The sequence below is a fragment of the Cupriavidus basilensis genome (assembly GCF_000876015.1).
In the GTDB taxonomy this organism is placed as follows: domain Bacteria; phylum Pseudomonadota; class Gammaproteobacteria; order Burkholderiales; family Burkholderiaceae; genus Cupriavidus; species Cupriavidus basilensis_B.
Genome location: NZ_BBQM01000024.1, coordinates 182,537 through 205,378, shown reverse-complemented (window position 1 = coordinate 205,378; position 22,842 = coordinate 182,537). Strand labels below are relative to the sequence as shown.

Here is a 22,842-nt window from a genome sequence, read left to right as displayed (position 1 = left end):
CATGGACGCGCTCACCTCGCTGTTTCTGCTCGTGGATGGCCTGACCAACGGCGCCGTCTACTCCCTGCTCGGACTGAGCCTGGTGCTGGTCTACACCACCACGCGCGTGGTCAACATCGCGCAAGGCGAGTACATCACCTTCGGCGCATTGACCTACGCGAGCTTCCTGGAAAGCACGCTGGCGCCGGTCGCCTATGTGGTGGCCGCCGGCGGCGCCGTCTGCCTGCTGCTCGATCTGCGCCGCGCGCGCCACGGCCAGCGCAGCCTGCTGCGCCCGCTGGCGGGCTATCTCGGGGCCTTCCTCGCGCTGGCGGTGCTATGCATGCTGTCGCTGCGGCTGCCCTTTGCCGGACTGCGCATGCTGGCTTCCGCGGCACTGGTGGCGGCGCTGGGGCCGATCGTCTATCGCCTCACCGTGGAGCCAAAGCCGGATAGTTCCACGGTGGTGCTGGTCATCATCGGCGTGGGGGTGGCGATGATCCTGCATCCGCTGGCGCTGCTGCTGTGGGGCCCCGACCCACGGCCGGTGCCCGCGCTCAGCGATGCGAGCCTCGCATTCGCCGGCATCGGCGTGGGCGCGCAGTCACTGTTCATCGTCGCCATCTCGCTGGCCGCGGCGCTGGCGCTGTATCTGTTCTTCCGCCACACGCTGGCGGGCAAGGCATTGCGCGCGGCCTCCATCAACCGCGAGGGCGCCGAGTATTGCGGCATTCCGGTCGTGTTCGCGGGCCGGCTCAGCTACTTCCTGGCGGCCGCGCTGTCCGGCCTCAGCGGCATGTTGCTGGCCCCGCTGGTGACTGCGCACTATGAAATGGGCTTTGTCGTTGGCCTCAAGGGCTTCGTCGGCGCCGCCATGGGCGGGCTGATCAACTATCCGCTCTCGGTGGCGGGGGTGTTCCTCGTGGGCGCGCTCGAATCCTTCGCGTCGTTTCTGAGCAGCGCATATCGCGACGCACTCGTCTTTGCCCTCGTCATTCCGATCCTGCTGTGGCGCAACCGCGGCGGCGCCGCGCACGACGAATGACGCACCCCTGACAACTCCCTGGCTCGAAAGCGCATGCATTCCACCAAATCGATTCTTGTCGGCACCACGCTGGTCCTGGCGACCATGATTGCGGCATTGCCGACCTACTACGCGGGGCTGCTTGCGCTGGCCGGCATCCACGCGATCGTCTGCCTTGGCCTGTCGTTCCTGCTGGCGGCCGGGCAGTTGTCCCTGGGCCATGCCGCGTTCCTCGGCACGGGCGCCTATGCCGCCGCCATTCTCACCCGGGACGCCGGCTGGCCGCCGCTGCTGGCCCTGGCTGCCGCCGTGGCCGGCTGCGCGGCGCTGGCCTGCCTGCTCGGACACCTGACGCTGCGCCTGCGTGGCCATTACCTGCCGCTGGCCACATTGGCCTGGGGCATGGCGATCCATGTCTGCTTCGGTGCCGCGACCGGGGTGACGGGCGGGGCTTCCGGCCTGCCGGACATCCCCGCCTTCAGCCTGCATGGCGCCGTGCTCGGCACGCGCGCCATGACGGCGCTCACCTGGGGTGTGGTGGCATTGTCCTTCCTCGCCTTCTGCCGTATCCATCGCGGGCGGATCGGAAGAGCCGCCGCGGCCATCAAGTCCAATCCGACGATGGCGAGCGCGTTCGGCGTCGACGTGGCCGCGGTGAAGATCCGGATATTCGTCCTGTCCGCCGCCATGACCGCGCTGGCTGGCGGCTTGTACGCGTTCTACATGCAATTCCTCAGTCCCGGTTCGTTTTCCGTCGGCGCCTCGTTCAACCTGCTGATCATGGTGGTTCTCGGCGGCGTGCTCCATCCGCTCGGCGCGCTGCTGGGGGCCATCGCGTTCACCGGCCTGGAAATCGGCGCGCAGTACCTGGTCGCCAGTCTGCTCGACCTGCCGGGACAGATGGAGAGCATGCTGTTCGGTGCGATTCTCATCGCCGCGCTGCTGCGTTGGCCGAACGGCCTGATGACCTGGGTGCGCGTGCCCCGCTCTGCCGCCGCGCCGGCAATGGAAGGCCATGCGGTCTCGCCTGCCGGGGCGGACAGGTTGCCGGCGCGCGCGCTGCGCGTGGAGGCGGTGGAGAAGCACTTCGGGGGCCTCAGAGCGCTGCAGGGCGTGTCTCTCGAGATCGGCGCCGCGCGCATCACCGGCCTGATCGGGCCCAACGGGGCGGGCAAGTCCACCCTGTTCAACGTCATGACGGCCGTGCTGCCCGCCACCCGGGGCCGGATCACCCTGGGCGGCGAGCCGCTGGCAAGGACATCGGCGCAGGTCGTCCGCCAGGGCGTGGCCCGGACCTTCCAGCACGTGCAACTGGTCGCGGAACTGAGCGTCCTGGAGAACGTCATGCTCGGCGGCTACATCCACGGCCGCGCCGGCCTGCTGGCGGCGGCGCTGGGCCGGGACCGGGCCGAGGAGCGCGCACTGGCCGCGGCGGCTCATGCCGCGCTGGCGCAGGTCGGGCTGGCGGCGGAGGCCGGGCGCCCGGTGGCCGAGCTGACCCTGGGCAGCCAGCGCCTGGTCGAGGTAGCCCGCGCGCTGATGGCGCATCCCCGCGTGCTGTTGCTGGACGAACCGGCGGCCGGCCTGCGCGAGCCGGAGAAGCGCGCGCTCGTCGCCCTCATGCGCAGGCTGCGCGACGAACGGGGGATGGCCATCCTGCTGGTGGAGCATGACATGGACCTGGTCATGGGCTGCGTCGACTACCTTTTTGTCCTGAACTACGGCGAGCTGCTGTCGCAAGGCGCCAGCGCCGAGGTGCAGCGCGACCCGGCCGTGGTCGCCGCCTATCTGGGAGCCGAGGCATGAGTACGCTGGCCGTGCGCAATCTCACCGTGGCCTATGGCCGGGTCAATGCCCTCGAGGATGTCAGCTTCGACGTGCCGCAGGGGAAGCTGGTGACGTTGATCGGCGCCAACGGCGCCGGCAAGAGCACCTTGCTCAAGGCCCTGATGGGCAGCCTGCCCATCCATTCGGGCAGCATCGCGCTGGACGGAACCGCCATCGGGCATGCGCCGGTGGTCGAGCGCGTGCGCCGCGGCATGAGCCTGATCCCGGAAAAACGCGCGTTGTTCGGCTCGATGCGCGTCGAGGACAACCTGCTGCTGGGCGCCTACACCCGGCGGCGCCGGACCGATCTCGCGCGCGAGCTCGCGCGCATCTACACGTTGTTCCCGATCCTGCAAGCGCGCCGCGGCCAGTTGGCGGGGACATTGTCGGGCGGCGAGCAGCAGATGGTCGCCATTGGCCGCGCCCTGATCGCACGCCCGAAGATACTGCTGCTGGACGAACCCTCCATCGGACTGGCGCCGAAGATCGTCCAGCAGATCATGGAAGTGGTGGTGGCGCTGCGCCGCGAGGAAGGGCTCACCGTCATCCTGGTGGAGCAGAACGCCCGCCTGGCCCTGAGGAACGCCGACCTGGCGTATCTGATCGAACTCGGCCGCATCGTCAAGTCCGGCAGCAGCCAGGCGATGGCCGACGATCCCGATCTGTTGCGCAGCTACCTTGGCAGCGCCAGGCGGAACGAATGCGAATCCTCCGCCGTTCAGGGCCGGGCGGCATGATCCACCAAGCCAGTTTCCAGCGCCTGCGCGCGTTGTACCGCGACCGTGCGCTGACCCCGGTCGACGTCGTTCGTTCGGCCCTGGAGCATGCCGAGCGGGTCGATCCGGTCCTGAATGCCTTTGCGCTGATCGATCGGCAGCCGGCCCTGGTGGCGGCGGCGCAGTCCGCCAGGCGCTGGCGGCACGACACGCCGCTGGGGCCGCTCGACGGCATGCCCATCACTGTCAAGGAGTCCGCTTCCGTGCGGGGATGGCCGTCCCGCCGGGGATCGGCCACCACCGCCGACACTCCCGCCCCGGACACCACGGTCTTCGTGCGGCGGCTGCTGGCCTCGGGGGCGATATTGCTGGGCCAGACGCGCGCGCCGGAGTTCAACTGGAAAGGCGTGACCGACAGCCCGGCCTTTGGCATCACCCGCAATCCGTGGAACACGGCGCTCACGCCGGGCGGCAGCAGCGGGGGCTGCGCCGCGGCGGTGGCGGCCGGCGTGGTCCGCATCTCGCTGGGCAGCGATGCCGGCGGGTCGGTGCGTATCCCCGCGGCCTTCTGCGGCGTCATCGGGCTCAAGCCGAATCATGGCCGCATCCCGCTGGCGCCGTTCCCCAGTGCGTTTTCGCACCTGGTGCATGCCGGCCTGCTCGGCACGCACGCGCGCGACATCGCCGAAACCCTGCAGGTCGTCAGCGGCCCCAGCCCGGCGGACTGGACCTCGAACCTGGGCCAGGCGCTGCGGATATCCGCCGCGGGCACGCCTCCGGGCAAGCTGCGCATCGGCCTGCTCGCGCCGCGACGCTGGGCAGAAAGCGAGCCGGCCGTCCACGCGGCCATGCACGGCATGCTCGTCCTCCTGACCGACGGCGGCGCCTGCATCGAGGAGGTGGACTACGACATCCATGCGGCATCCCGGACCGCCGCAGAACTATACCGGCTGGGGTGCGCGGCCGCGGTCGCGGGCGTCCCGCCCGCCCGGCGCGCAAAGCTGGACCCCGGGCTCGCCGCGTTTGCCGGCGCCGCCCGATGCGGGTCGATGCCGGAGTACCACGCCCTGTGCCGGCAGCGGGATGCGCACGCGGGCGCACTGGAGGCGCTGTTCGAGCGCGTGGACATGCTGCTGCTGCCCACTGTCCCGATCCGGGCCTTCCGCGCGGGGATGGACCAGCCGGAGCACTGGCCCGGGGCGGACTGGATGTCGTGGAATCCCTATGCGCCGGCGTTCAACGGCGCGCAGGTGCCGGCAATGTCCTATCCGCTCTGGACATCGGCCAGCGACGATCTGCCGGCGGGCATCCAGTTTGTCGCCCCACGCTACCAGGAAGGAAGACTGCTCGCCCTGGCGATGTGGCTGGAGAGCGTGTTGCCGCTGCGGCTGGCCCCGTTCGCCGCTTGAGTGGCGCTGTATCTCTGGATACAGCGCCACGCAAGCCACCACAAGAAAATCGATGACATCGAATCGCCGCTGGCAGCGGCATGGACAAGGAGAACCACATGGAGCGCAATATGGACGACATGAATTTCAACATCCTTCGCCTCGGGCATATCGAATACTTCGTTGACGACCTCTCCCGTTCGCGCGATTTCTACGTGGACGCGATCGGCTTGTTCGAGACCGAGCGCGACGAACGGCATGTGTATCTGCGCGCCATCGAAGATCGCGAGCATCACAGCATGGTGCTGACGCAGTCCGGCACGCCGGGCGTCGGCGCCATTGGCTTTCGGGTGTCCCGCGAGGAAGACCTGGACCAGCTCGCACGGAAGTTCCAGGCCCGGCAGTTGCCGATGCGCTGGCTCCAGCCGTGGGAAAAGCGCGGCCAGGGGCGCACCTTGCAGGTACAGGACCCGTTTGGCTTCCCGATCGAGTACTACGCCACCAAGCAGCCGGTGGAATCGCTGCTGCAGCAATACCACCTGCATCGCCACGGTTGTCCGACGCGGCTGGACCATGTGAACGTCCTGATGCCGGACGCGCAGGCCGGCTACGAGTGGTACACCCGCGAGCTGGGCTTCTTCTGCTCCGAGTACACGCAATCGGCTCCGCCCGACGACCACGTGTACGGCGCCTGGCTCTATCGCAAGCCCACGACGCACGATCTGGCGGTCATGACCGGGCCGGGGCCGACCATGCACCATGCCGGCTTTTCCCTGATGGAACCGATGGGCGTGATTCGCGCCTGCGATGCCCTGGCCGCGGCCGGATACGCCGACAACATCGAGCGCGGTCCGGCCCGCCACGGCATCTCCAACGCCCTGTTCGTCTACGTCCGCGACCCCGATGGCAACCGCTTCGAGCTGTACACCGGCGACTACCTTACCGTGGACCGGGACCAGCCGCCCAAGCGCTGGGAGCTCGACAACCCGCGCCGCCAAAGCCTGTGGGGCCCGCCGCCGCCGCGTTGCTGGTTCGAGGAGTCCATGCGCGTGACCTCCCTGGCGACCGGCGAACCCCAACCGGTACAGGCACCCACTACGCGCGCCATCCCCCTCTACGTCGAATGAAACCCTCGATCCGCCGCACGGAGAACAGCATCCTCATGAAGCGCGAAGTCATCATCCCTGCCACGGGCCTGCTGCCGCACCGCCCTTACTCGCCCGCGATCCGCGTCGACGACCTGCTGTTCGTTTCCGGGCATACCGGGTCCGACCCGGTATCCCGGGAAATTCCCGAAGGCATTGCCGCGCAAACCGAGCTGGCATTCCGCAATATCCGCGCGGTACTCGATGCCGCCGGGGCTAGCATGGCGGACATCGCCAAGCTGACGGTCTTCATGACCGACCTGGATGCCGACTTCCAGGGCATGAATGCCGTCTTTCGCCGGACCTTTCCCGAGTCTCCGCCCGCGCGCTCCACCGTCGGCGTGGCGCAACTGGCCCGCCCCGGCCTGAAGATCGAGATCGAAGCCGTCGTCGCGGTCGGCTCCGCCGGTGCCGGCCATCGCGCGCGCCTCCCGTAAGACACCATGCGGCGCCGCCCGCTCACCGATCGAGAAGCCAAGCCATGATTTCCCACCTGATCAACGGCCGGTCAGTCGAAAGTCCGTCCGTCATTGAAAATCTGAATCCCGCCACGGGCACGGTCCTGGCCGAGGTTGCCCGCGGCACCGAGAAGGAGATTGCCCTGGCCGTCGCCGCCGCCAAGGCAGCCTTTCCCGCCTGGGCGGGCCGGCCCGCCAGGGAACGCGCCCGCATCCTGCGCGACCTCGCCGCGCTGATCGAGCGCCATGTGCCGGAGCTCGCCGCGATGGAGACGGACGATACCGGGTTGCCGATCCAGCAGACCAGGCATCAACTGGTACCCCGGGCCGGCGAGAATTTCAATTTCTTCGCCGAGGTTGCCACCCGCGTCAACGGCCACACCTATCCGGCCGACGACCGGATGCTCAATTACACGCTGTACCAGCCGGCGGGCGTGTGCGGCCTGATCTCGCCGTGGAACGTGCCGCTGATGAATGCCACCTGGAAGGTCGCGCCGTGCCTGGCCTTGGGCAATACGGCGGTGCTGAAGATGTCCGAGTTGTCGCCGATGACGGTCGACCGGCTGGGCCAACTGGCCCTGGAGGCGGGCGTGCCCGCGGGCGTGCTGAACATCGTGCATGGCTATGGCGCCGAGGCCGGCGATGCCCTGGTCAGGCACCCCGATGTGCGGGTGATCTCCTTCACGGGCGGCACGGCCACGGGACACCGCATCGCCGAGCGCGCGGGCATCAAGCGCCTGTCCATGGAACTGGGCGGCAAGTCCCCCGTGCTGGTGTTTGCCGATGCGGATCTGGACCGGGCGCTGGATGCCACGCTGTTTACCATCTTCTCGATCAACGGCGAACGCTGCACGGCCGGCTCGCGCATCTTCATCCAGCGCAGCATCTACGACAGTTTCGCCCACGCCTTCGCCAAGCGCTCACAACGTCTGGTAGTGGGGGATCCGCGCGATCCGGCCACTCATGTCGGCGCCATGATCACGCGACAGCACTGGGAAAAGGTCACGGGCTACGTCGAGATGGCGCGGCAAGAGGGGGCCACCGTCGCCGCGGGCGGCGCAGTGCCGCCGGGGCTGCCGGCGAGCATGCGGCATGGCAACTTCGTCCAGCCCACCGTCCTCACCAACGTCGAAAACCGCATGCGCGTCGCCCAGGAAGAGATCTTCGGCCCGGTGGCCTGCCTGATTCCGTTCGACGCCGAAGACGACGGGCTGCGGATGGCCAACGACATCCGCTACGGCCTGGCCTCCTACGTCTGGACGCGGGACATCGGCAAGGCTCACCGTCTGGCTCGCGGCATCGAGGCAGGCATGGTCTTCATCAACAGCCAGAACGTGCGCGACCTGCGCCAGCCCTTCGGCGGCATCAAGGATTCCGGCATCGGCCGCGAAGGTGGCGCGGCAAGCCTGGAGACCTTCTGCGAGATCAAGAACGTCTGCCTCTCGATGGGGCAGCACGAGATCCCCCGATGGGGCATCGCCGAGTCATCCGATGCGTCATCGATCGTTCGTTGAATTGCGGATCTTCGGCATGTGTCGTGGAGGATCCATCTGGCTCCAGCCTGCCGATCGGCCGCCTTCGCTCGACTCCGGCGGGAGCGACAGGCGCGCGCCCGTCGACCGGGATAGCGAATAGACTCTCGACAATGCCGACCGGCAGCTTTCGCCGCCAGACCCGATGCCGTACTCATTTCACGACGTGCCAGCCACCGAACCCGACCTTCCCGCCCTGCTCACCCAGGTCCGCGCCTGCCGCGTCTGCGCCGGCGCGCTGCCGCTCGGCCCGCGCCCGGTGGTCCAGGCCGCGGCCCCCGCGCGCATCCTGATCGTCGGGCAGGCGCCCGGCGCGCGCGTGCACGCCAGCGGCATCCCGTGGGACGACCCGAGCGGCGACCGGCTGCGCGAATGGATGGGCGTGGACAAGACGGTGTTCTACGACCCGGCGCGCATCGCCATCATCCCGATGGGCCTGTGCTATCCGGGACGCGGCGCCAGCGGCGACCTGCCGCCGCGCAAGGAATGCGCGCCGCTGTGGATGGACGCGCTGCTGGCGCGCCTGCCGCGCATCGAACTGACGCTGCTGGTCGGGCAATACGCGCAGCGGCATTTTCTCGGCGCGGCGGCGCGCGAGGGCGTGACGGCCACGGTGGCCGGCTTTGCCGCGCACGCGCCGGCGTATCTGCCGCTGCCCCACCCGTCGCCGCGCAACCAGGGCTGGTTCAAGCACAACGCCTGGTTCGCGCAGGACCTGCTGCCGGTGTTGCGCGGGCGCGTGGCCGGCGTGCTGCGGGGCGCCGCGCCGGACTAGCCGGCGATGGCGCCGCCCCGCCTCAATGCGCGGCCAGCTTCGCGGCGATGGTGGCCACGTGGCGGCCCTGGTAGCGCGCGATGGCCAGTTCGTTCTCGCTGGGCTGGCGCGAGCCGTCCGCCGCGGTGAGCGTGGACGCGCCATACGGCGTGCCGCCGGTGATCTGGCTCATGTCGAGCAGCCGCGCCTCGGCGTAGGGCACGCCCACGATCACCATGCCCTGGTGCAGCAGCGTGGTGTGGAAGCTCGTGATCGTGGTTTCCTGCCCGCCGTGCTGGGTGGCGGTGCTGGTAAAGACACTGCCGACCTTTCCCACCAGCTTGCCGCTCATCCACAGGCCGCCGGTCTGGTCGAGGAAATTGCGCATCTGCGCGCACATGTTGCCGAAGCGCGTGGGCGTGCCGAACAGAATGGCGTCGGCGTCGGCCAGCTTGTCCGGCTCGGCCACCGGCACGTGGGCGAAGGCCGCGCGCGCGGCCTTGGCGCCGCTCTTTTCCAGCACCGCGTCGGGCACCAGTTCCGGCACCTGGAGCAGCGCCACTTCCGCGCCGTCGACCTCGCGCGCGCCGGCCGCCACGGCCTCGGCCATCTTGTAGACGTGTCCGTACATGCTGTAGAAGACCACCTGGATCTTGCAGGTCATGAGCACTCTCCTGTCGGAAAACGGGGAACGGGGAACGGCGGCATGCGATGCGCGCCGGCGCGCATCGCGCCCACTCCGTTGAGTCTAGGCGAAGCGCGGCCGCGGCGCGAAGGCGGCTGCGCGACTCATGCGCCGGCCTGCGCCTCGGGCGCGACCGGCGTGGCGTCGTCCGCCGCGCTGTAGACGTGGCGCGTGGCCAGCAGCGCGGCGAGGTCGGCATCGCCGGCGATGACCGCCCGCAGGATCTGCGCGTGCTCGTCCCAGTTCTGCTGCGCGCGCAGGCGGTGCGCCGGCGCGAACACCAGCCCGGTGCGCTCGCGCAGCGAGCGCATCATCTCCTGCAGCACGCTGTTGGCGGCAATGTTGCCGAGCACCTCGTGGAAGCGGAAGTTGAGCGCGAGCAGGCGCTCCTCCTCGCCGCCGCGCGCGGCCGCCGTGCCCTCGCGCAATACCGCCTGCAGCTCCGTCACCAGGCGCGGATCGCGGCGCTGCGCGGCCAGCTTGGCGTTGAGCCCTTCCAGCGTGGCGCGCACTTCCACCATCTCGCGCGCCATATGCTCCGACAGCCGCGCCACCGAGGCGCCGCGGCGCGGCTCGATGCGCACCAGCCCTTCGGCCGCGAGCGCGCGCAGCGCCTCGCGCACCGGCACGCGCGACACGCCGAGCTCTTCCGACAAGGCATGCTCCACCAGGCGGTCGCCCTGGCGGTAGACGCCGCCCACGATGCGCTGGCGCAAGGTATCCGTCACCTGCGCGAACAGCGGCGAATGGCGCGCGCCGAGGCTGCCGCCGGGCTGGTCCATGTTCAGGTGCGCTGGAAGGTGAAGCTGTCCGCGTAGATGTGCGCGCCGCTGGCGCCCAGGCCCATGAAGGTCTCGCGCGCGTCGCGGATCATGTCCGGCGAGCCGCACAGGTAGATGGCGTGCTCGGACAGGTCGGGCAGGTCCTCGGCCACCGCCTGCTGCACGTGGCCGCGGCGCCCGCTCCAGCCCTCGCCCGCGCGCGACAGCACCGGCACGTACTGGAAGTCGTACAGGCGCGCCCCCCACTGCTGGATCTGGTCGTGCAGGTAGAGATCGGCCTCGGTGCGCATGCCCCAGTAGAGCGACACCGGCGGGCAGTCCGGGTCGTCCATCAGCGATTCGAGAATGCTCTTGATCGGCGCCAGCCCGGTGCCGGTGGCCACCATCACCAGCGGGCGGTAGTCGTCCTTGCGGAAATAGAAGCCGCCCAGCGGCAGCTCCACGTCGAGCTGATCGTCGGAGCGCAGGCCGGCCAGCAGGCGCTCGGTGAAGTAGCCGCCGGGAATGCGGCGCACGTGCAGGTCCACGATGCGGTCCTTCGGCACCGACGCCATCGAGAAGCTGCGCGCCACGCCGTCGCCGGTGAAGATCTTCAGGTACTGGCCCGGACGGTAGTCGAGCGCCCCGGCCTGCGGCAGCTCCAGCGTCAGGTGCACCACGTCGGCGCACAGCGGCTCGATCTTGCGGATCACCGCGGTGTGCCGCGCGGGCTCGACGCAAGGCTCGCCGGGCCGCGCGGTGCTGATCACGAGGTCGCTGGTGGGACGCGCCTGGCAGGCCAGCGCGAAGCCTTCCTCCTCTTCCTCCGGCGTCAGGCTCATGGGGTATTCCTCATAGGCCACCGTGCCTTCCACCAGCCTGACGCGGCACGTGGCGCAGCCGCCGAAGCGGCAGTCGTGGGCCATCTGCACGTTGGCGCGCAGGGCGCCGTCGAGCACCGATTCGTCGGCGCCGACTTCGAACGATTGCTGGGATTCGATGAGATGGATACGGTAAGACATGGCTGACTCGGCAATGCGTGAAAGGCGAAGGCGCGGCGTGCCGCCGGCGGTCTGCTCCCCTCTCCCGCACGCAGGAGAAGGGAGACAACAGTCGGCAGGCCGATTTGGCGGTTTCCTGCTTACTTCTTGATGTCGGCTTCGACCAGCACCTTGAGGTCGTCGCCGGCCAGCAGTTCCTGCAGCGCGGCCAGCGCGGCCACGCCGCAGGCGGTGTCCTGCTCGCCGTTGCCGCCGCTCAGGCCGATGCCGCCGATCACCTCGCCGTTGACCACGATCGGGAAGCCGCCGACGAACACCGCGAACTTGCCCTCGAAGCTCCACTGGATGCCGAACGCTTCGTTGCCCGGCAGCGCGGGGCCGTTGGGCACCTGGTTGAACAGATGGGTGGAGCGCTTGTGGCCGGCGGCCGTGAAGGCCTTGTTCCAGGCGATCTGCGGGCCGGTGATGCGAGCGCCGTCCATGCGTTCGAGCGCGAGCGGATAGCCGCCGTCGTCGACCACGCAGATCGTTTCCAGCACGCCGATTTCCTCCGACTTGCGGATCGCGGCCGCCACCATGTGGCGGGCTTCCTTCAGTTCCAGCTTGATGGCTTTTCTCATGTCCTGCTCCTGCTTCCTGCTTGATGGGTTGAGTCCGCGCCGCCTCAGCAGCCGCGGTACACGGTCTTGATCTGCGTATAGAACTCCAGCCCGGCCCGGCCCGACTCGCGGAAGGTGGAGGTGCTGGACTGCTTGAGCCCGCCGAACGGCGCGTTGACCAGGTTGCCGGTGGTGGTGCGGTTGATCTTGACCGTGCCCGACTGGATGTCGCTGGCGAATTCGTGTGCGTAGCGCGGGTTGCTGGTCACGATGGCGGCGGACAGGCCGTACTCGGTGTCGTTGGCCTTGGCGATGGCGTCGGCGTAGCTGCTCACCTCGATGATGGCGATCACCGGGCCGAAGATTTCCTCGCGGGCGATGCGCATCTGCTGCGTGACGTCGGTGAAGATGGCCGGCGCGACGTAGAAGCCCTTGTCGAAATCGCCGCCGCTCAGGCGCTCGCCGCCGCACAGGAACGTGGCCTCGGCCTTGCCGATGTCCACGTAGCCCAGCACGGTCTCGAGCTGCTTGCGCGTGGCCAGCGGGCCGAGGTCCATGCCCGGGATCATGCCGCTGCCGATCTTGAGCGTGCCGACCTTGGCCAGCAGCTTCTCGGTATAGGCGGCCTTGACCGAGGCCATCACCAGCACGCGGCTGGTGCCGGTGCAGGCCTGCCCGCTCAGCGAGAAGCCGCCCTTGATGGTGAGGTCCACCGCGCGGTCGAGGTCGGCGTCTTCCATCACGATCAGCGGGTTCTTGCCGCCGAGCTCCATCTGCGTGCGCGTGCTCAGCGACACCGAGCGGTGGATGTGCTGGCCGGCCGCGGTCGAGCCGGTGAAGGAAATCGCGCGCACGGCCGGCGCCTCGGTGATGGCCGGGCCCACGTCGCCGGCGCGGCCGGTGATGAAATTGAGCACGCCCTTGGGCATGCCGGCCTCGACGAACGCCTGCGCCAGCCGGTAGCCGCTCAGCGGCGCGTCCGACGAGGGCTTGAACACCACCGTGTTGCCGGCGATCAGCGCCGGCGCGATCTTGCGCGCGGGAATCGACACCGGGAAGTTCCACGGCGAGATCACTGTCACCACGCCGAGCGGCTCGCGCTGGCTGTAGACCAGCATGTCGGGGTCGTCCTGCGGATAGGTCTCGCCCGCGAACGACTGCCCTTCCACGGCGTAGAAACGGATGGTCTGCGCCGAGCGCAGGACTTCGTCCTTGCTCAGGCCGAGCGCCTTGCCTTCCTCGCGCGTGAGCTCCTCCGCGATCTGGGCGGCGTTGGCTTCGAGCCAGTCGGCCGCGCCGTTGAGGATCTTCGCGCGCTTGCCGATCGGGGTCTTCTTCCATGCCTCGAACGCCGCCGCCGCGGCGGCTACCGCGGCCTGCGCGTCTTGCGCCGTGGAGGCCTGGAAGCGGCCGACGATATCGTCCGTGTCCGCGGGGTTGACGTTGTCGAAGGTGCGCCCGCTGGCGCTCTTGGTCCATTCGCCGTTGATGTGGTTGGCGAATTCGTCTGTCTTGGTTACTGCCATGATGTGCAAGCCTTTCGTCCGGTCAGGCCCCGCGCGGGGGCCGTCGATGCCAATGCAGTCGTGCCTTGTCCTCGTTCAGGCGGCGAGTTCGAGTTCGGGCAGCGGGATTTCTTGGGCGACGTAGTCGTGGTAGAGCGCAGTGGTGTAGAGCAGGCGCATCTGGGCGCCGATCTCGCAGATCTTCAGGCAGCGCTGCTGCAGTTCGGGCGTGTTGGCGTGCTCGAGCACGATCTGGTAGCCGCGCTCGCCGTGGATCTCGTCGGAGACGATGTGCAGGTCGAAGAACTCGACTTCCTCGTCGGTGAAGCCGTACTTCTCGCGCAGCGTGGGGGTCTGCTTGCGGTAGATGGAAGGCACCTGCGATTCCAGGCCGACCACGAGTCCGGCGACGGCGACGATGGGGTCCTCGCGCATGGCGACGGCGTAGCACCAGCTTTGCAGGCCGCGGGTGGTGGCGGACATGTTGTCGGGGTCGATGACACGCTCGCGGGTGGTGCCGCAGGCTTCGGCGAAGCGGATGAGCAGGTCGGTGTGGCGGTCGCCGCCGATTTCCTCTTCATACATATTGGCGAGCAGGAAGTCCTTGGCTTCGGTGAAGCGGTCGGGGGTGCGGGCGTAGATGTAGGCGAGGTAGTCGGCGAAGGGGCCGACGTAGTGATAGTGGTTCTCGGCCCAGCGGGCGAGGTGATCGCGGGAGAGCTTGCCGCTGGCCCAGGCGATGCTGAAGGGGGCCTTGTTGGCGCTCTTGCCCTTGATGGCGTTTTCGAGCGCGGTGCGGAAGACTTCGCGGTTCATGAGTTCGGGCATTTGGGGGCTCCAGGGTTGGGATCGCGTTGGAATCGGGCCGCTGCGGCCCTGCCGGTGAATCAATGTGTAGATTGTATACTATCTACCGGGTTGACCAAGGTCAATGAGTTTTTTGCGGAATCGGGGATGGTTTTTTCGGCGAGGCAGGAAGGCGCCGCGAAAGCGACGAGGGCGGCGGCGCCGGCAGGCACGGCCGCCCTCGAAAACGGGCAGTGGCGAAGATGCAGCCCGAGGAAGCAGCCCGGAGCCACCCCGTTCAGGCCGGTCAGGTGGTCAGGTCAGTGCCAGATCAGCATCGCGCAGACCGTGGAGACACCGAGCCCGATCAGCACCGGCAGCAGCAGCGCGCGCACCGCGTCGAGCACCGGCACGCGCGCGAAACCCGCCACCGCGATCAGCGAGGACCACGCGATCAGCGTGCCGCCGCCGGTCCAGACCGCGCCCATCTGGCCGATCGCCGCCAGCGTGGCCGAATCGAAGCCGACCACCGGCCCCAGCGCGCCGGCCAGCGTGCCGGTCAGCGGCAGGCCGGCGAAGCCCGAGCCGTCGATGCCGGTGATCATGCCCACCACCAGCACGCCGAAGGCGACCAGCACGTGGTTGTCCGGAATCATGTGCTGGTAGGCCTGGATCAGCTCGAACAGCAGGCTGGGCGCGCGGTCGGCGCTCACGCCCAGGATCTGCGCGGCGGTCTCGCCGGCGCCGACGAAGAAGAAACCGGCGATCGGCAGCACCGAGCCCATCGCCTTGAAGGCGAACACGAAGCCGTCGGTGATGTGCTCGGGACAGACGTCGAGCATCTTGCGCGGGCCTTCGGCGGCCAGCGTCGCCAGCATCATCAGCACGGCCGCCACGCCGCCCACCAGCGCCGCGGCGTCGCCGCCCTTGAGCTCGGGCAGGCCGGTGCCCATCTTGGGCAGCACCATCACCGCGACCACCGCCAGGAAGGCCAGCGGCGTGACGATGGCGAAGCACTTCGACCACTTCACGCGGCGCTGCGCCACCATCGACAGGCTGCGCTCGATGTTGGAATCGGTGACGAGCGGCTCCTCATGCTCGGTGCCGCGCGCGATCTCCGCCTTGTCGAAGGTGCCGGAGTGCTCCAGCTCGGCATCGGTGCCGCTGGCGCGCGCCTGCCACTTGGTCAGCAGGCTGCCGCTGGCCGGCACGATGTGCCGGCGCATCGACAGATACGCCAGCGTCAGCGCGATGCCGCCCGTGATGATCGACAGCACCAGCGCGCGGTCCGCCACCACCGCGGCGCTGACCGCGGCGCCGGCGGCCTTGGCGCTGATGCCCGGCGCCACGCCGATCACGTAGTCCGACGACAACGCCATGCCCTGCCCCGCGATGGCGATGGCCATCGCGCCGGCCAGCGGCGGCAGCCCGGCCGCGATCGCCGCCGGCAGCAGGATGGCGGACACCAACGGCACCGCCGGCGTGGGCCAGAAGAACAGCGAGATCACGTAGGTGATGCCGGCCAGGATGAAGAAGGCGGAATGCCCGTTCTTCATCACCACGCGGAATGGCTCGACCATGCGGATGTCCGAGCGCAGCGTCTTGAGCGAATTGAGCAGCGCCGTCATGAAGGCGATGACCAGGAAGATGTTGAACAACTCCTTGGCCGCCACCAGGCTGGCCGAAAAAATGCCTCCGAGCGCCGAGACCGGGCTGCCGGTCAGCGCGAACACCACCAGGAACGTACCCAGAATCGAGGGTACGACCACGTTGGCCCGCAGGATCATGGTCAGGACGATGACCGCCACGCCCAGTAGATAGATCCAGTGTGCCGCGCCAATCACTGCTTCGTGTTGCATGTATTCCCCTTGGATCCTTGCCTCTAGAGACCTGTGTGCTGTTTTCTCTGGGTGCTATCACTGCCCCATGAACGTATACTATATTCTTGATCGAGGTCAAAACAAGCGAAATCTGAAAGGATTAGGGAATGCCCCCGGATTGGTGCGAACCCTTATATTTCCGCGCTAAAACAGGGATTTCCAGCACCTTTTGAGAGCAGGCCTACGTTATGCGCGTTTCCGGCAGATGCCTTCATCCCGTATTTTATGTAGACTGTATACAAATAGACGTAAGAAAGCGCAGCCGGCGCCTGTTGCCGGCCCGTTCCCGCCGCCCCGACCGCACATGACATCCGCATTCCCGCCTCCCGCCGGCGTCACCGCCCCGCCATCCGGCCCGATGGGGATGCCGCGCGCAGGCGGTTCCGACCCGATCGACCCCCACCCCATCCATTGACCCATCGCGCCCCCGCGCCATCCGAGGAAACACACCATGCTGCATATCACCGACGAGATGATCGACCGCCACGTCAGCCCCGCCGACGTCCAGCAAGTCATGCTGGACGCCTTCCGCAGCTTCGGCGAAGGCAAGGCCGCCATGCAGGAGCGCATCCGCACCGAGGCCGGCGGCGTGAAGCTGTCGACGCTCGGCGCCGTGATCCCCGAGCAGCAGGTGGCGGGCGCCAAGGTGTACACCACCATCAACGGCCAGTTCTCCTTCGTGATCCTGATCTTCTCCACCGAGGACGGCCGCCCGCTGGCCTCGTTCGATGCCGGCGCCATCACCCGCCTGCGCACCGCGGCCTGCTCGGTGCTGGCCGCGCGCCACCTGGCCCGCGCCGGCGCCGAGGTGCTGGCGCTGTTCGGCGCCGGCACGCAAGGCGTGCAACATGCGCGCCAGCTCGCCGCGGCCCTGCCGCTCAAGCGCATCCTGCTGTCCGATCCGTATGCCGATGCCGCCATGCCGGAGCGCCTGGCGCAGTGGTGTGGCATCCCGGTCGCCTTCGCCGAGCCGGACGAGGCCGTCGCCCAGGCCGACATCGTGGTCACCGCCTCGCGCTCCACCACGCCGCTGTTCTCGGGCCGCTCGCTCAAGCCCGGCGCCTTCGTCGCCGCGATCGGCTCGAGCCTGCCGCATACCCGTGAACTCGACGACGTGGCGCTCGCGCGCGCCAGCAAGCTGGTGGTGGAGTGGTGGCCGCAGTCGATGCGCGAGGCCGGCGACATCGTGCTGGCCGATCCCGCCGCGCTGCCGGCCGACAAGATCGTCGAACTGGCCGACGTCGTGACCGGCAAGGTCCGGCCGCGCGCCAGCGAGGCGGACGTGCTGATCTACAAGTCGGTCGGCGTGGGCCTGGAGGATGTGGCGCTGGCGGGCTTCGCCTACCGGAAGGTGCGCGAGGCAGGTGAACTCAAGGTCGCCTGAAGCGGAAAAACGCGCCGGGCGCCGAAAAAATCCGAAAACCGGGTTGACCTTGGTCAACCCGGTAGATAGTATACAATCTACACATTGATTCACCGGCAGGGCCACAGCGGCCCGATTCCAACGCGATCCCAACCCTGGAGCCCCCAAATGCCCGAACTCATGAACCGCGAAGTCTTCCGCACCGCGCTCGAAAACGCCATCAAGGGCAAGAGCGCCAACAAGGCCCCCTTCAGCATCGCCTGGGCCAGCGGCAAGCTCTCCCGCGATCACCTCGCCCGCTGGGCCGAGAACCACTACCACTACGTCGGCCCCTTCGCCGACTACCTCGCCTACATCTACGCCCGCACCCCCGACCGCTTCACCGAAGCCAAGGACTTCCTGCTCGCCAATATGTATGAAGAGGAAATCGGCGGCGACCGCCACACCGACCTGCTCATCCGCTTCGCCGAAGCCTGCGGCACCACCCGCGAGCGTGTCATCGACCCCGACAACATGTCCGCCACCACCCGCGGCCTGCAAAGCTGGTGCTACGCCGTCGCCATGCGCGAGGACCCCATCGTCGCCGTCGCCGGACTCGTGGTCGGCCTGGAGTCGCAGGTGCCTTCCATCTACCGCAAGCAGACCCCCACGCTGCGCGAGAAGTACGGCTTCACCGACGAGGAAGTCGAGTTCTTCGACCTGCACATCGTCTCCGACGAGATCCACGGCGAGCGCGGCTACCAGATCGTCCTCGAGCACGCCAACACGCCCGAACTGCAACAGCGCTGCCTGAAGATCTGCGAGATCGGCGCCCAGATGCGTCTGCTCTACACCACCGCGCTCTACCACGACTACGTCGCCCAAGAAATCCCGCTGCCCGAACTCGAACTCGCCGCCTGAAGATGCGTTGAATTTGCCATGACGCGGGCGGCATCGCGCGATGCCGCCCGCACCAGAGAGACCGCCCGCGGGACAGTCGTATGCCGAAAGTCGTATTCCACAAGAACGGCGAGACCTATGAAGACGAGGTCAAGCCCAACACCAACCTGGTGGTGCGCGCCGGGATCAAGCAGTTTCCGTATCCCAACCTGCGCTACGAGTGCGGCATGGGCAAGTGCTCGAAATGCGCGTGCCGCGTGATCGCGGGCGCCGAGCACCTGCCGCCGCCCAACTGGAAGGAAAAGAAGCAGCTCGGCGAGCGGCTGGAACAGGGCTACCGCCTGACCTGCCAGCTCTGGCTGGAGCATGACATCGAACTGGAGCAGGACGAGCTGCCGGCGCAAAGCGCCGCCGCCGCGCTCCAGCCGGCCACGATAGTGCCGGCAGCCAATCCGTAATCTCCGGCAATCCGCCGCAACCCACCGCATCCAGCAGGCAGCGCAGTCATGTACGTCATTCTCAGCAGCAAGCCAGGCCAGTTCCGCACCGAGCTCGTCGACGGGCTGGTGGCCGTGGAGGCCTACGACTACCTCTTCTACGGCCGCAAGACGGCGCAGTACGTGATCGCCGAGCTGGCGCATCCGGTCAAGCTCAAGGTGGTGGAGGAAACGGAAGCCGACAGCGCCGCGCCGCCGCTGATCAACTACGTGCCCTCCAAGTTCCTGGAAAAGTTCGACACGCTCGAAGACGCGCGCCAGGAACTCAGGCACCTGGCCAGCTTCGGCAGCATGGACATCGCGCTGGTCAAGCGCTGAGCCCGCCGCCCGCCCCACGACAAACCCCGAGTATGACCGGCACGGCGCCGGGCAGCCCCCTCATGCAATCGGACCGCCCCATGATTGAAATCACCTTCCTCACCAACGGCAGCAAGGTCGTCAGCGCTCCCGAGAACAGCAACCTGCTGCGCGTGTCGCTGCGCGAGAAAGGCGGCATCCCCTTCAAGTGCGGCGGCGGCCTGTGCGGCACCTGCAAGTGCAGGATCGAACAAGGGCGCGAATCCACCGACGCCATCAAGCCCAAGGAACGCCGGCACCTGACCGACGAGCAGTTCGCGCAGGGCTACCGCATGGCGTGCCAGACCTTCGTCAACGGCGATATCAGCGTGTCGTGGGAGCCGCAGGCCGACCCCGCCAGGCCGCCCTCGATCGCCGTGCGGCCCACCGCGGCCGCGCCGGCGCCCACCGCCCCGGCGGCCAGCACCACCGACGCCGAATAGGCACGCGGACGCCGTTCGCCGTCACGCCGCGGGCGCCCTGCCCGCCGCGGGACGTGCGCGCGCCGCCCCTCCGGCAGCCGCCGGTCCGCGCCAGGGTTGCCGCCCCGGCGCGAAGCCGGCTACGATGCCGCCTCTGCACGGACCGGCAGCGCCAGCCCCCAGGCGCGCCGGCACAGGAGACAAGCCCCCAAATGGATTCACACATCGCCCTCGGCGCGGCCCACTGGGTCTACCTCGCCGGCGTGTTCGCCATCGTGCTCACGATGGTGTTCCGCGCCAACGTGGTGGTGCCCGCCATCATCGCCACCTTCCTGGTCACGCTGGCCTGGACCCACAACCCGGTCAGCGCGCTGGCCAGCATCTTCAACGCCAGCTTCGTGGCCGCGCGCGAGCTGTTCAACATCTTCCTGGTGATCGCGCTGATGACGGCGCTGCTCAATGCGCTCAAGGCGCTGCGCTCCGACGTGCGCATGGTCGAGCCGTTCCGCGCGGTGATGAAGAACGGCCACGCGGCCTACTTCATGCTCGCGGCCATCACCTACGCCATCTCGCTGTTCTTCTGGCCCACCCCGGCGATCCCGCTGGTGTCCGCCATCCTGCTGCCGGCCGCGATCGCCGCCGGGCTGCCGCCGCTGGCCGGCGCGATGGCCATCGCCATCGCCGGCCAGGGCACGGCGCTGTCGTCCGACTACGTGATCGGCGTGGCGCCGGGCATCAGCGCCAAGGCCGCCGGCGCCGCGGTCAGCGCCACGATGGTGGCGGACCGCGCGCTGGTGCTGTCGCTGATCACCGGCGGCATCGCGCTGACGCTGGCCTACCTGTCCATCCGCGGCCACATCCGCCCCGCCAGCGCCAGCCTGCTGGAGCGCTGGCAGGGCCGCGCGCCCGACGCGGACCTGGCCCGCGTGGAAGCCGCCGGCAGCTTCGACAAGAGCGAGCTGGCGCGCGGCACCGCGCACGGCGAGCCGCTCGGCACCGATGCGAACATCGCGCGCAGCCTGTCGATGGTGGAGCAGCGGCGCATCAAGTGGTCCAAGGCCTTCGCCATGCTCACGCCGCTGGCCTTCGCCGCGGTCATCGCGCTGATGGTCTCGCCCAAGCTCGGCCTGGGCATGGCCGAGCTCAAGGGCGGCGAGGCCGCCGCGCTGGTCGGCGGCACCGCCGCGCTGCTGATGATCCTGTGCACGCTGGCCGCCGAAGGCCCGCGCAGGATGCTCGACACCAGCGCCGAGCACATCACCGACGGCTTCGTGTTCGCCTTCAAGGCGATGGGCTCGGTGCTGCCGATCGCCGGCTTCTTCTTCATCGGCGCGGGCGACACCGCCGGCGCCATCCTGCAGATTGGCGCCGGCCACGCGCCCAGCCTGCTGTTCGAGCTGATCCAGGGCGCCGAGAACTGGATCCCCAGCAACCACGTGCTGGTGGCCTTCGGCGTGCTGCTGGTCGGCATGATCACCGGCATCGACGGCTCGGGCTTCGCCGGCCTGCCGCTGACCGGCACGCTGGCCGGCGCGCTCGGCCCGACCGTCGGGCTGGACGCCGCCACCTTGTGCGCGGTCGGCCAGATGGGCGCGGTGTGGACCGGCGGCGGCACGCTGATCGCCTGGTCCTCGCTGGTGGCCATCGCCGGCTTCGCGCGCGTGCCGGTGCTCGACGCCGTGCGCGCGCTGCTGGTGCCGGTGCTGGCCGGCCTGGCGGTATCGACGATGTGCGCCGTGGTGCTGTGGCGCTGAAACGCCGCAACGCCGCAACGCTGAAACGCAGGCCCCCCATTCCCCTCACCCTGATGGAGCAAACCGCATGACAACCGCAATCCCGCCCGAAGGCGTGCGCGCGCCGCACTGCATGGTCGCCACCGGCCACCCGCTCGCCGCCCAGGCGGCGCTGCGGGTGCTGCGCGAAGGCGGCAGCGCCGTGGACGCGGCGCTCGCGGCCGACGCCATCCTCGGCGTGGTGGAGCCGATGGCCACCGGCATCGGCGGCGACATGCTGGCCATGATCGTCGAGCCCGACGGCCATGCGGTCAGCTACAACGGCACCGGCCGCGCGCCGGCCGCCTTCCCCGTAGAGGCGCTGGCCGGTCTGCCCAACCAGCGCATCCCCGAACGCCACGCGCTCTCGCTGACCACGCCGGGCGCGGTGCGCGGCTGGGAAGACCTGCACCGCCGCTACGGCCGCATGGAGTGGAAGCAGTTGTTCGCCCCGGCCATCGCGCTGGCGCGCGACGGCTTCGCGGTGGCGCCGGTGGCCGCGCGCGAATGGGCCGTGTTCGACCGCGTGCTGCACCAGGACCCGGTCTGCGCCGCGCTCTACCGCGCCGGGCGCCCGCCCGTGGCCGGCGAGACCTTCAGCAACCCGGAACTGGCCAGGGTACTGAGCGCCATCGCCGCCGAAGGCGCCGACGCCTATTACCTGGGCGCGCCCGCGCAGGCGGCCGAGACCGCCAGCCGCCATGCCGGCGGCGCGCTGGCCGCGGCGGATTTCGCGGCCCACCGCGGGGACTTCTGCACGCCGGTTTCCACCGAGTTCCGCGGCCTGACCATCCTCGAGTGCCCGCCCAACACGCACGGCGTGGCCATCCTGCACGCGCTCGACGAGCTCGGCCAGCTCGATCCGGCCCTGCTGGCCGAGGACGATCCCGCCGCCGTGCTGCGCACCGTGCGGGCGATGGGCCGCGCCATGCAATACGCCAAGCAGACCGTGGCGGACCCGGCCGGCAACACCGTCTGCACCGTGGTGGTGGACCGCGACGGCCTCGCCGTCACGCTGATGACCAGCATCTTCAAGCGCTTCGGCTCCGGCATCGCGGTGCCGGGCTGCGGCTTCGTGCTGCAGAACCGCGGCTTCGGCTTCGCCGGCCCGGGCCACATCAACAGCCCGGCGCCGGGCAAGCGCCCGTATCACACCGTGGTGCCGGGCGCGGCGCTGCGCGACGGGCGCTTCCACGCCGGCTTCGGCGTGGTCGGCGGGCTGATGCAGCCGCAAGGCCAGCTGCAGTTGCTGGTGCGGCTGGCGGCGTGGCAGCAGCCGCTGCAGGCCGCGCTCGACGCGCCGCGCTGGCGGCTGGAGTCCGACACCGCGCTCGCCATCGAAGCCGGCACGCCGCCGGCCATCGCGAAGGCCCTGCGCGACGCCGGCTACGGCGATCCGGCCGGCCTCGGCGAACTCGGCGGGCGCAGCGATTTCGGCGGCGCGCAGATCGTCATGCGCGATGCCGACGGCAGTCTGCTGGGCGCGTCGGACAAGCGCAAGGACGGCATCGCGCTGGGCGAGTGAGCCCGCCG

The 22,842-nt window shown here is 69.1% G+C and carries 22 protein-coding genes; 15 read left to right on the top strand and 7 right to left on the bottom strand.

Features of this window, described 5'->3' with window-relative positions; genetic code table 11:
- The first annotated feature begins 1 nt into the window (after position 1).
- The 8 genes from KF708C_RS26830 to KF708C_RS26795 all read left to right on the top strand — a co-directional run bounded on the left by KF708C_RS26830 (position 2) and on the right by KF708C_RS26795 (position 8,844).
- Entirely contained in the window at positions 2 to 1,024 is a 1,023-nt protein-coding gene (locus KF708C_RS26830) for a branched-chain amino acid ABC transporter permease (protein WP_059414090.1), read from the top strand.
- Positions 1,025 to 1,057: 33 nt separating this feature from the next.
- Complete coding sequence (locus KF708C_RS26825; protein ID WP_059414087.1) at positions 1,058 to 2,809, top strand: branched-chain amino acid ABC transporter ATP-binding protein/permease; 1,752 nt, start codon at positions 1,058 to 1,060, stop codon at positions 2,807 to 2,809.
- Positions 2,806 to 3,567, top strand: a complete 762-nt coding sequence (locus KF708C_RS26820; protein WP_020205493.1) for an ABC transporter ATP-binding protein — start codon at positions 2,806 to 2,808, stop codon at positions 3,565 to 3,567. Before KF708C_RS26825 ends, KF708C_RS26820 begins: the two co-directional genes overlap by 4 nt.
- A complete protein-coding gene (locus KF708C_RS26815) occupies positions 3,564 to 4,955 on the top strand; it encodes an amidase family protein (protein ID WP_059414086.1) in 1,392 nt (463 codons plus the stop codon). Before KF708C_RS26820 ends, KF708C_RS26815 begins: the two co-directional genes overlap by 4 nt.
- A 98-nt stretch (positions 4,956 to 5,053) precedes the next feature.
- Entirely contained in the window at positions 5,054 to 6,061 is a 1,008-nt protein-coding gene (gene hpaD / locus KF708C_RS26810; RefSeq protein ID WP_231586596.1) for a 3,4-dihydroxyphenylacetate 2,3-dioxygenase, read from the top strand.
- Between the two features lie 35 nt (positions 6,062 to 6,096).
- Positions 6,097 to 6,516 (top strand): RidA family protein, encoded by a 420-nt coding sequence (locus KF708C_RS26805; protein WP_043367136.1) that lies wholly within the window; start codon positions 6,097 to 6,099, stop codon positions 6,514 to 6,516.
- A gap of 44 nt (positions 6,517 to 6,560) precedes the next feature.
- Positions 6,561 to 8,051: a 5-carboxymethyl-2-hydroxymuconate semialdehyde dehydrogenase gene (hpaE, locus tag KF708C_RS26800; RefSeq protein WP_059414082.1), complete on the top strand. Its 1,491-nt coding sequence runs from the start codon at positions 6,561 to 6,563 to the stop codon at positions 8,049 to 8,051.
- A gap of 163 nt (positions 8,052 to 8,214) precedes the next feature.
- Positions 8,215 to 8,844, top strand: coding sequence for a uracil-DNA glycosylase family protein (locus KF708C_RS26795; protein ID WP_059414080.1), 630 nt, complete (start codon positions 8,215 to 8,217; stop codon positions 8,842 to 8,844).
- A 22-nt stretch (positions 8,845 to 8,866) separates the two neighbouring features.
- On the opposite strand, the gene wrbA is transcribed toward KF708C_RS26795, so the two are convergent.
- The 7 genes from wrbA to KF708C_RS26760 form a co-directional block, all read right to left on the bottom strand.
- Entirely contained in the window at positions 8,867 to 9,487 is a 621-nt protein-coding gene (wrbA, locus tag KF708C_RS26790) for an NAD(P)H:quinone oxidoreductase (RefSeq protein WP_020205487.1), read from the bottom strand.
- 125 nt (positions 9,488 to 9,612) lie between these two features.
- The gene (locus KF708C_RS26785) at positions 9,613 to 10,290 is read right to left on the bottom strand and encodes a GntR family transcriptional regulator (protein WP_020205486.1); all 678 of its coding nucleotides are present in this window, start codon (positions 10,288 to 10,290) and stop codon (positions 9,613 to 9,615) included.
- Positions 10,291 to 10,292: 2 nt separating this feature from the next.
- Positions 10,293 to 11,291, bottom strand: coding sequence for a 2Fe-2S iron-sulfur cluster-binding protein (locus KF708C_RS26780; protein ID WP_059414079.1), 999 nt, complete (start codon positions 11,289 to 11,291; stop codon positions 10,293 to 10,295).
- 119 nt (positions 11,292 to 11,410) lie between these two features.
- A complete protein-coding gene (locus KF708C_RS26775) occupies positions 11,411 to 11,890 on the bottom strand; it encodes a GlcG/HbpS family heme-binding protein (protein ID WP_020205484.1) in 480 nt (159 codons plus the stop codon).
- 44 nt (positions 11,891 to 11,934) lie between these two features.
- Positions 11,935 to 13,395 carry an aldehyde dehydrogenase family protein gene (locus tag KF708C_RS26770; protein ID WP_059414232.1) on the bottom strand — a complete coding sequence of 487 codons (1,461 nt, stop codon included), beginning with the start codon at positions 13,393 to 13,395 and terminating at the stop codon, positions 11,935 to 11,937.
- Positions 13,396 to 13,470: 75 nt separating this feature from the next.
- Positions 13,471 to 14,202: a TenA family transcriptional regulator gene (locus tag KF708C_RS26765; protein WP_059414075.1), complete on the bottom strand. Its 732-nt coding sequence runs from the start codon at positions 14,200 to 14,202 to the stop codon at positions 13,471 to 13,473.
- A 278-nt stretch (positions 14,203 to 14,480) separates the two neighbouring features.
- Complete coding sequence (locus KF708C_RS26760; RefSeq protein WP_020207105.1) at positions 14,481 to 16,019, bottom strand: hypothetical protein; 1,539 nt, start codon at positions 16,017 to 16,019, stop codon at positions 14,481 to 14,483.
- 472 nt (positions 16,020 to 16,491) lie between these two features.
- On the opposite strand from KF708C_RS26760, the gene KF708C_RS26755 reads away from it, so the two are divergent.
- The 7 genes from KF708C_RS26755 to KF708C_RS26725 all read left to right on the top strand — a co-directional run bounded on the left by KF708C_RS26755 (position 16,492) and on the right by KF708C_RS26725 (position 22,834).
- Entirely contained in the window at positions 16,492 to 17,424 is a 933-nt protein-coding gene (locus KF708C_RS26755) for an ornithine cyclodeaminase family protein (RefSeq protein WP_059414077.1), read from the top strand.
- A 147-nt stretch (positions 17,425 to 17,571) separates the two neighbouring features.
- Entirely contained in the window at positions 17,572 to 18,303 is a 732-nt protein-coding gene (locus KF708C_RS26750) for a TenA family transcriptional regulator (protein ID WP_059414075.1), read from the top strand.
- A gap of 80 nt (positions 18,304 to 18,383) precedes the next feature.
- Positions 18,384 to 18,740 carry a 2Fe-2S iron-sulfur cluster-binding protein gene (locus KF708C_RS26745; RefSeq protein WP_059414073.1) on the top strand — a complete coding sequence of 119 codons (357 nt, stop codon included), beginning with the start codon at positions 18,384 to 18,386 and terminating at the stop codon, positions 18,738 to 18,740.
- A 48-nt stretch (positions 18,741 to 18,788) separates the two neighbouring features.
- Positions 18,789 to 19,097, top strand: a complete 309-nt coding sequence (locus KF708C_RS26740) for a hypothetical protein (RefSeq protein WP_059414071.1) — start codon at positions 18,789 to 18,791, stop codon at positions 19,095 to 19,097.
- Positions 19,098 to 19,177: 80 nt separating this feature from the next.
- Positions 19,178 to 19,558 carry a 2Fe-2S iron-sulfur cluster-binding protein gene (locus KF708C_RS26735; protein WP_029043843.1) on the top strand — a complete coding sequence of 127 codons (381 nt, stop codon included), beginning with the start codon at positions 19,178 to 19,180 and terminating at the stop codon, positions 19,556 to 19,558.
- A gap of 191 nt (positions 19,559 to 19,749) precedes the next feature.
- Positions 19,750 to 21,291, top strand: coding sequence for a hypothetical protein (locus tag KF708C_RS26730; protein WP_059414069.1), 1,542 nt, complete (start codon positions 19,750 to 19,752; stop codon positions 21,289 to 21,291).
- 67 nt (positions 21,292 to 21,358) lie between these two features.
- Positions 21,359 to 22,834: a gamma-glutamyltransferase family protein gene (locus KF708C_RS26725; protein WP_059414067.1), complete on the top strand. Its 1,476-nt coding sequence runs from the start codon at positions 21,359 to 21,361 to the stop codon at positions 22,832 to 22,834.
- The last annotated feature ends 8 nt before the right edge of the window (positions 22,835 to 22,842 follow it).